Origin of the sequence: Ileibacterium valens (assembly GCF_001945525.1) — a bacterium.
Taxonomy (GTDB): Bacteria; Bacillota_I; Bacilli_A; order Erysipelotrichales; family Erysipelotrichaceae; genus Ileibacterium; species Ileibacterium valens.
Genome location: NZ_MPJW01000180.1, coordinates 1 through 9,498 on the forward strand (window position 1 = coordinate 1; position 9,498 = coordinate 9,498).

General features: G+C 40.0%; 9 protein-coding genes. 1 reads left to right on the forward strand and 8 read right to left on the reverse strand.

Features of this window, described 5'->3' with window-relative positions:
• A partial coding sequence (locus tag BO222_RS09165; protein WP_075817320.1) for a transposase occupies positions 1-255 on the forward strand: 255 nt, incomplete at its 5' end.
• Between the two features lie 154 nt (positions 256-409).
• On the opposite strand, the gene BO222_RS09170 is transcribed toward BO222_RS09165, so the two are convergent.
• From BO222_RS09170 to BO222_RS09200, 8 genes are all read right to left on the reverse strand, one after another.
• Positions 410-1,954: an MATE family efflux transporter gene (locus BO222_RS09170; protein ID WP_075820388.1), complete on the reverse strand. Its 1,545-nt coding sequence runs from the start codon at positions 1,952-1,954 to the stop codon at positions 410-412.
• A gap of 68 nt (positions 1,955-2,022) precedes the next feature.
• Positions 2,023-3,042 (reverse strand): glycosyltransferase family 2 protein, encoded by a 1,020-nt coding sequence (locus BO222_RS09175; RefSeq protein WP_083647774.1) that lies wholly within the window; start codon positions 3,040-3,042, stop codon positions 2,023-2,025.
• 637 nt (positions 3,043-3,679) lie between these two features.
• The gene (gene tkt / locus BO222_RS09180) at positions 3,680-5,668 is read right to left on the reverse strand and encodes a transketolase (RefSeq protein WP_075820392.1); all 1,989 of its coding nucleotides are present in this window, start codon (positions 5,666-5,668) and stop codon (positions 3,680-3,682) included.
• Between the two features lie 505 nt (positions 5,669-6,173).
• Positions 6,174-6,317 (reverse strand): hypothetical protein, encoded by a 144-nt coding sequence (locus tag BO222_RS13785; protein ID WP_158024586.1) that lies wholly within the window; start codon positions 6,315-6,317, stop codon positions 6,174-6,176.
• 940 nt (positions 6,318-7,257) lie between these two features.
• Positions 7,258-7,575, reverse strand: coding sequence for a PTS sugar transporter subunit IIB (locus BO222_RS09185; RefSeq protein ID WP_178390486.1), 318 nt, complete (start codon positions 7,573-7,575; stop codon positions 7,258-7,260).
• 25 nt (positions 7,576-7,600) lie between these two features.
• Positions 7,601-7,921, reverse strand: a complete 321-nt coding sequence (locus BO222_RS09190; RefSeq protein ID WP_233131239.1) for a PTS lactose/cellobiose transporter subunit IIA — start codon at positions 7,919-7,921, stop codon at positions 7,601-7,603.
• 106 nt (positions 7,922-8,027) lie between these two features.
• Positions 8,028-8,969 (reverse strand): ROK family protein, encoded by a 942-nt coding sequence (locus BO222_RS09195; RefSeq protein WP_075820398.1) that lies wholly within the window; start codon positions 8,967-8,969, stop codon positions 8,028-8,030.
• Between the two features lie 274 nt (positions 8,970-9,243).
• Positions 9,244-9,498: transposase (locus BO222_RS09200; RefSeq protein WP_075820402.1), on the reverse strand; the 255-nt coding region annotated here is incomplete at its 5' end.

Sequence of the window (9,498 nt, forward strand, 5' to 3'; positions counted from 1 at the left end):
CGGGAGAACATGTCTTCAGATGCAGGACATGAGATTATGGTCAGCCGGAGCATTCAGGCGGAAGGAACCTTCGGAGATCTTAAAGAAAACTACAGATACAGCCGATTGAGACGCCGGGGACTGGAAAACGTAAAATTTGAGGTGCTTATTGTGGCCATGGGACACAATATCAGAAAATTAAACAACAGAAATCGGATGAGTTGCCCAGAACTCGAACGTTATGGAAAATTAAAGGAGCAGAAAAGCGAAATCTGAAAAAGATTATAAACAGTCTTTTTGAGTTTTGGTTCTTTTCAGTGCGTTCAAAAATTGACTTGAGCGGAAAAACACATCATAAAACAGGATTGAATCAGATAAAAAGCATAGAAAAAGGGGCTGTAAATCTCGCTGATGAAAAATCAGTCGAAATTTAACAGCCCCTTCTTTTACCATTTGGATCAGATTTTTTCTGATCCATAAATTTACCAAAGAGCCATTTTGTTTCCTTGTAATCAAGAAGAGCATTGACTCCTACCGTAATCAATATGGATAGAGCTGTGAATAGGCCGCCTGTCAGAATAAATTCAAAAAAGTTCTGAAGCTGCAAATGCTTTAACAGAAAGGATCCAATCAAGCAGATCAAAAGCAGATCAGCCGTATTGATCAATGCGCGTTTAAAAAACAGGTAGATCCTTCGCCTGAGAATATTCTCCTGCAGATAGTAAACATAATACAAAAAGCGAAAAGCGCTTGCGCATAAAGTGGCGGCTGCTACCCCTGATAATCCAAAAGGAATCACCAGCAATACCGAAAATAGGATGTTGATCAGAGTTTCTCCATAAGCAGCCCATTCAGTCTGCTTAAAATGACCTGCTGCAATGCAAAGGCAATGGTATGGGGCTCTAAGGCATTCAACAAGGATGGCCAGTATTAAGACAAAACCAAATACAGGCTGAATATAATCAGCATCTGTCACTCCCCTGGTATAAATTCGAACAAAAGGCACGATCAGCAATAAAGCCACCGAAAACAATGAGATCGAGACCATGGAAATCAAAGTTTCATAATGAGTAAAGATCTGACTTAACTGCTTATCTTTCCCGCGAGCTAACAGTTCTCCAAACAATGCCTCCATACCGGCTGAAAATGAGTTTGTGAGGCCCTGAAGCATCTTAACCACATTGGAATAAACCGAATAGACCGAAACAAGACTGAGTGACTTCATCAACGTTAAAACCACAACATCCGTATTTGAAAAGAAGAAATAAGCCAGATGCTGGGAAAGACCAGACCATTGTCCGGGAAGCCGTTTTGGAATGTTGGATACTTCATTTTCCGGCGGGAGTTGAAACTTCCTTTTGACATAAACGCTCAGAACCAGCGGTCTGATCACAAAAACGATAGAACTGAACAGCTTCACTACGATTAATGAGCAGTTCATATGGACCAGAATAAGAATCAGTGCCGTATTGACCAGAGAAGTCACAATGGCCAAAAAGTTCGTCACATAGGATAACTGTGAAGCTTGTAAAAGAACCTGATACGCCATTCCGATATAATACTGCCCCATGGTCGAAATGGAGATAACGAGAACAAGCAGGAAGGAATTCCAAAACGAAAAAGACTCAAAATGAGCAATCTGCTTATAGATACAGGCCAGAACGAAAGTATAAGCCAGAAATCCAAATGCAATCCATTTAAAAAATCTTGAAATGGAATATACAATGCGGGCAATATCTTCTGTCTTCTGCCTGGCCAGAGGTTCATATAAAAGAGCTCTAGCCACTCCTCCAATTCCGCCTTCAAACAAAGTGATGTACGAAAGGAATTGAGCAATCGACATGGTTGCTCCATAAGCGGCAGAACCAAAAGCGTCAATGAGCAGCCGAGGTATAATCAGTCCACAAAAAAGCGCAGTCAGCTGATAAAGCAATGAACTAATAATATTCAGACGAGCTTTTCTTTCTCTGTTCATCGATCAAACCTCTGACAATCCCCGACATTACCAGCAAATATCACCAGATAAATATTCGCCATCATACTTCAGGATCCTGTCGCCTTAAGGCGGATGATCCCTTGTCGATAGAGAACGTAAAGTGGATAAAACCGGCCTCCAAGAACTAATATTGGCCACAGCGACTGCCTTTGAAACAGAAGATGCGCAGTCCGCCTTAACAGCTTCATTTCCTGTAAATCTGTCTTTCTGGAAAGCATTTTTTCTTTATAGTAGGCACAGTTCGAAAGCTGATGCAGGCAGTCCAGTTTTTCATGATAATTTCTTTTCATGCGAATGATATAAACGATTTTTCCACTCAGCCGATTGAACATCATCTGATGAAATAAATCCCAGTCTTCTTGTGTCAGAACATTATCTTCAATTAAAAACTTCTCAACTTCTCTTTCTACAGTCATTTCAGGATCAAAAAAATTCTGATGCACATTACAGGTCAGACTACTGGGATTTTTTTCATAGTTATAGAGGCTCTCTTCTAGAAACATGACTCGTTTTGCAGCTTTATACATCGCTAAGGATTGAATGACATCTTCTCCAAGCTGTATCGAATAATATGAAGAATAATCTTCATCCGGAATCGTCTGTAAGAGCATGGCCTTTCGCCAAAGCGTACTGTATCCACCTTCAATTAGAACTTTTACGTACAGTTTTCGTCGATCCGAAATAATCGTGGAAGGCAATCCCTGTCTTTCATAGGTATACAGCACATTATTATTCTGAGTGCGGTCATATCCATAGATAACCATATCGCATGGATTATGACTGAATGCTTCATGAATCCGTTCCAAAGCAAATGGCTTCATTGTGTCATCCGAATCTAGATTGATCACAATATATTGCTGAGTCGTTTCTGAAGACTGGGCATATTTCATTTTGGTATAGCGCAGAGCATATTGTCTGGCTGCCATCAGACCTTCATGTTTCTTATGCAGTACGACTATTCTACGATCGGTTTTCGAGAGCAAATCACAGATTGTTCCTGAACGATCCGTTGATCCATCATCGACTAGGATCAGTTCGAAATCCGAAAAGTCTGGCTGAGAATCGATTGAACAAACTTATCGACATAGTTTTCAACATTATAGACTGGAGCAAGAAGAATAAATTTCACCAAACATTAATAATCCGGATTCTTGAGCCAAATAGAGCAGCACGGACCCGGTTTCCCCTTTCTGGATTTTTTTATCTGAAAGTTATTTAGTCAAAAAAGACTTCAGATTCTCATCATTCAAATGGATTCATATTCATCAATAATCTTATTGATTGAAATCAGAGCCATCCAATATAGATTCTCAGAACCGATTTGACTGAGTCAAGGAAGAATCCGGCTTTTGAATAATTCACTTTCAAACTTTTACAGTGAGTTTTTCTGTACTATTCATATTTTTTTCGTTTTGATTATTTCGCTTTGGTTATCTAACGATATATCTATACTTTTAGGATTATTATTCACTCTTAAAAAAAAGAGATAACTTGCAGCAAAATAAACCATAAATATCCACAATACAAAGCTTTCATAATCTTTGAAACAGCGAAAAAAAAGAGAACAGAATTTAATCCGTTCTCCTTTGATTTCTATGGTTTATGATTCAGAACTTATCCTTTGTATCCATTCATGATTTACTGACAGAAAAAGCAGATGAATGCGCAATCGATTCAATTGGAATCATCCGTTTACTCTTAAAATCAGCTGCAGCGGGCAATGACCTCGTTTACAGTCGCTGCGATCGGTTCAGCTTTGAATCCATAAATGTCAAAGAGTTCACTTCCAGGTGCTGATGCACCGAAGCTTTCCATACCAAGAATGGCTCCATCAAGGCCGACATAACGTCCCCAGCCAAAGTCTTTGCTTGCTTCAACCACTACACGGGCTTTGACATTTCTTGGCAGTACGGCATTCTTATAGTCTTCTGGCTGTCTTTCAAAGAGTTCAATAGAAGGCATCGACACGACGCGAACATCCACTCGCTGTTCTCTGAGCAGTTTTTTGGCATCCATGCATGGTTTCACTTCACTTCCAGAAGCAATCAAAATGGCATCCGGAGTTTCCTTTTCAGAATCGGAAAGGATATATCCGCCTTTCATTGCTTCTTTTGAAGTTTCAGCAATCTGATCGACATTCTGGCGAGTCAGAATCAAAGCTGTTGGTGTCTTTTCACTGGCCATTGCAACAGCCCATCCAGCAGCGGTTTCAGTCTGGTCAGCAGGACGGAAGACAGTAATGTTTGGAATGGAACGATAGCTTGCAAGATGTTCTACTGGCTGATGGGTTGGACCATCTTCTCCAACACCAATCGAGTCATGAGAATAAACATAAATTACCGGCAGCTGCATCAGGGAAGCCAAACGAACCATAGGTTTGGCGTAATCCGAGAACACAAAGAAGGTTCCGGCATATGGCCGCAATCCATGCAGGGCAAGACCGTTGCAGATACCGCCCATTCCGATTTCCCGAACACCAAAATGGAGGTTTCTTCCACTGCGGTCTTCTACAGTAAAATCTCCTGCCCCATTCATATACGTTTTGTTTGAAGGTCCAAGGTCAGCAGATCCTCCAACCATCATTGGGAAAAGATCCTTAAGTTTATTGAGAATTTTTCCGCTGGATGCCCGGGTTGCTTCTTTTTTGTCGGTTTTTTCCCAGTAAGATTCATCAAGATCTTCAAGATTGAGAGTGCCATTCTGGTAGCGTTCGAAGAGTTCCTTCATTTCAGGATATTCAGCATAATAAGCATCTCGTAAACGATTCCACTCTTCTTCAGCCAGTTTTCCTTTAGCCGCATGTGTTTCAAAGTTTGCATACACTTCATCAGGAACAAAGAATGGTTCGTGAGAAGGATATGCAAGAGTTGTTTTTAAAGCAGTAACGTTTTCGTCTCCTAACGGTTCGCCATGAGAACTTGCGTTTCCCTGTTTTGGAGATCCATAGCCGATTTCAGTATTGATCTTAATAAAGCTTGGTTTTTCCTTATTTGCCTTTGCGGCTTCGATCGCCTTGGAAATGGCTTCAAGATCGGTTCCATCTTCGACTTCAAGAGTCTGGAAACCTAAAGCTTCCATTCTTTTTAACACATCTTCGTGGAAGACAGGATCCGTGCTTCCTTCGATGGTAATCCGGTTGGAATCATAAAGAATGATCATCTTGTCCAGAGCTAGAGTTCCGCAAAGAGAAAGAGCTTCCTGAGCGACTCCCTCCATCAGATCTCCATCTCCGCATTCAACGAATGTGTAATGATCAACGATTGGATAACCTGGTTTATTGAAAATAGATGCAAGGTGTTCTTCAGCCATAGCCATTCCAACACCGGCAGCCAGTCCGCTTCCCAGAGGTCCGGTCGTACATTCTACACCAGGGGTATGTCTATATTCGGGATGTCCCGGAGTCAGTGAATTATACTGACGGAAATTCTTCAGATCATCCATGCTCAGGCCGTAGCCGAACAAATGGAGCAGAGCATAGTAACCAGCGGAACCGTGTCCGCCAGACAGAATAAAACGGTCCCTGTTTTCCCAACTTGGATTGGCTGGATTGTGGGACATATGGTTAGTCCAGAGTTCATATAACATCGGTGCCGTTCCTAACGGTGCACCAGGGTGACCGGAATTGGCCTTTTGCACCTGGTCGGCGGCAAGAATACGGATCGAATTTACAGATAACTGATCTAGGTTAGTCATATTTTTTCCTTTTTCACATGTTGCTCACGAGGCAATAAAACCCCGTTTAGTGAATCAAAAAAATCGCCAAAAATCCATTTATCTACCAATTGCAACCGCAATTTTGGTCGAATATGAATCAAATGACATTTATTGATTAGGTTTCACAAATGAAAGTATTGCTCCTGTTTCTTTCAGAGACCTCGGATTGGTAAAACATTTTTGTTTGGATCCTGTTTACGGATAACGATAATTCCGGGTTCCCTGCATTAGTTATATTATCAAAGTTAACAGTAAACAACGAAAAAAAGAGGCTCGTTAAAGAAACCTCTTTCATAAAAAATCATTAACTTTTCGAACAAATCTCCTGAGGATTGCCGCCAATGCGGCATAGATAATTGATGTTCTAAAAATCCGCTTTTAAATCATCGGATGAATTTGCCTTCTGAACTCTTTAGCGATATGAAGCTGCAGATTCCTGGAGTGGGGGAACAGCATTTTCAGGAAGCCAGCACAAATACGCTGATTAATCTTCGTTGAGATTCCAGAGATATTCCATCCGGTCTGCAAAATCGGCATTTGCAAGTGTGTCCGGAATCTTTACTTCGACCACGTCTGGAATTTCTTTTAATTGTAACTCGTCCACAATTTCCATTTTTTCTACTTTCAAAGCTAATACCTCCTTTTATCTATCCTTAGCTGTTTCAGAATAATGAAAACTTTTTCACAGTTCTGAAATGAACAATTGCAATCTAATCATAATCCGAATCCATCAAATCTTGCAAGCCAAAAATACTTAAGTATTCATTAACAAATGGTTACAGAATGGATGATCATTCTTCAGATTTTGATCATTTCTTATTATGTAAGTGTTTTCATCTTTTTCTTATGTCTATTTCTTGATAATGTCGCAAACAATGGGATACAAGCATATTCGCCTGTTCTCCATTGATGCCAAGACTTTACAGGAATCTAAAACCCGTGTCATTTTAGATGACCGATACCAGGTGTAATTTCTTTTTCTAAAAATGAAAATTGTTTCAATTCGTTTGCGTTATCCATCCTATTAAGATTGTTATTATCATTAAATAGCTTTATATATCATCTTTTAAATGCGTTTCTGTATGAATAAGATTTCAGGAAGGTTTACAAGCTAATTGAACGATCATTCAATCACATCTTTTCCCAAACTAAAATGAAACCCAATTTTTGAATCTTTCATGCATTGTTCTGATTGTCATTTCTTCCTCTATTCGAATTATGAAAACAGAATCATTCTGTTACAGAATTCAGATGATTTTCAAGCAGTTTTTCCTAAACAGATTTATCTGAATTATTCCTGCGATCTGCCCAAAAAATCGATAGAAATTTATTTTTTATTTTTTTGAAAAATGTACGAAATTCGCCAAATAATCCGCAAATCTTTCTCAATCTGACTTTTTAGAGCGACGACCCAAATGAATAGTCCAAAAAAAAGATCTTCAGAAGATCGGACATGAGTCCTTTGATTCTGAAGATCTCTTTGAGATATTTCAAAATAAGTTTTTTTAAAACAAATTGAAGAAGGAACTTTTATGATCCTTTATGCTCCTTTTCAGGATTGGTTGCGATTAAGCATTTTCCATCTCTTCATAGAGTGTCTTAACCTGTTCATATATTCTATCGCAGTTTCCCAGAGCGTAATCTGTTGAATTGATTGCTGCACAGGGTTTTCCGGTTTCTTTTTCGATCATACTCTGACGATAGGAAACCTGCGGCCCGATCAGGATTACATCAAAGTCCTGATAATGTTCGTTATATTCTGCCAGGCCAACAGCCTCTACATCCAGAGGAACTTCAATAGAAGCCCAGTACTTTTTCATCTTATTCATCAGAATGCTTGTCGACATCCCGCCTGCACAAACGAGCAGAATTTTCATCTCAGCCATCTCCATTTCCTGATTATTCTTAATGTTAATCTTTTCTTTCCTGTCTTTTATACAGGTCGATCATTTCTTTAATCAGCTGATTGGCGAGCATGGCGCTCATCAGATGATCCTGCGAGTGAACGAGCAGAACATTAACATCCTTATGATCTCCGTTCATTTCGGCAAAAAGAAGATCCGTCTGAGCCTTATGCGCTTTTTCAGCTGCGTCATCTGACTGCTTTAAAAGCTTTTCAGCTTCTTCATACCGGCCTTCCTTTGCCGCATCGAGCGCCTGAAATGCATACGCCCGGCTGTCTCCTGCATTGGCAATGATGCCAAACGAGAGCATATCTAAATCATTATCCATGGTCATACCTCGTGATATCTTTTCATTGCTTGATTCGCATTCAATTCAAATTGTAAGCATGTCCATCGAACTTGTAAAGAAAGTCAACTGAATGGGTTTTCTCTCTCTAATCAATCGCATCAGTCATCAGATTATAGTTATATAACGCACCGATCAGATTAGAATCACTGAAGAAATGGCAAGTATCTATTTTAGCTTTGGGCATAGGAATGTTGGTGTGATCAATAATTTCATTAAACTTTTTTTCAAGTGTTTTTCCAACATAAGGCTGTCTTGAAATTCCACCGCCAAAACAGATCTTTTCCGGGTTTAGAACACAGTTGACGGTATATGCCACCTGGGCTAAAGCATCCATAGTCGAATCAAAAATTTTACATGCTTCTTCATCCTGATCAAGCACCAGCTCCATTGCCTGTTTCCCATCAAATTCTTCAGCAGGGATTCCTTTGGTCTCCGCGATTTTTGCGACCATACCCGTAATCGATCCTGGAATGGCGGCCATTGACTCAAGTTCAACTAATCCTGGTTTTGTTGGCAGCCAGGAGAATTCTCCGGCTGAAAAACCATTTCCGCGAACCAGATCTCCACCGACGATAATTCCTCCGCCAATACCGGTTCCCAGAGTCATGACCACTCCATCCGAAACCCCCTGCAGATTACCTTTCCAGTATTCGGCAAGCGCAGCTGACTTGCCGTCATTTTCCATTGCGACCTGAATATCGCGTCCTGTTCTCTTTTTAATTTCATCAGAAAGTTCTTTAGCGAAATAACAGTTTTTGTTAAACCATAAAGCACCTGCGTTGCTTAAAAAGCCGGTTTTTGCATCAATCGTACCAGGCATAGAAATCGCAATACCTTTACATTCTGAATTTTCATCAAAAAGATCAGCTAAAGCGCCAATAAACTTGGCTCTCTTTTCTTCCTGGGATCCATCGTGTTTACGATCCGTAGGAATGTTTCCGCTTTTTATCAGTTCAGCACTCATCTGATCCATCACTGCGTATTTTACTGAGCTGCCCCCAATATCAAAGCCTAAAATTTTACTCATTTTTCTTTCCTCTTTTCTCATTTGTACAGGCTGACGTCTGCTTTTCTTCATTATATAAGCTCTTCTTCAGAAATTTATAACCTCTTTCCAAAAAATTGATGAGTAAAAAGGGGCTGTTAAATTTCGACTGATTTTTCATCAGCGAGATTTACAGCCCCTTTTTCTATGCTTTTTATCTGATTCAATCCTGTTTTATGATGTGTTTTTCCGCTCAAGTCAATTTTTGAACGCACTGAAAAGAGCCAAAACTCAAAAAGACTGTTTATAATCTTTTTCAGATTTCGCTTTTCTGCTCCTTTAATTTTCCATAACGTTCGAGTTCTGGGCAACTCATCCGATTTCTGTTGTTTAATTTTCTGATATTGTGTCCCATGGCCACAATAAGCACCTCAAATTTTACGTTTTCCAGTCCCCGGCGTCTCAATCGGCTGTATCTGTAGTTTTCTTTAAGATCTCCGAAGGTTCCTTCCGCCTGAATGCTCCGGCTGACCATAATCTCATGTCCTGCATCTGAAGACATGTTCTCGCT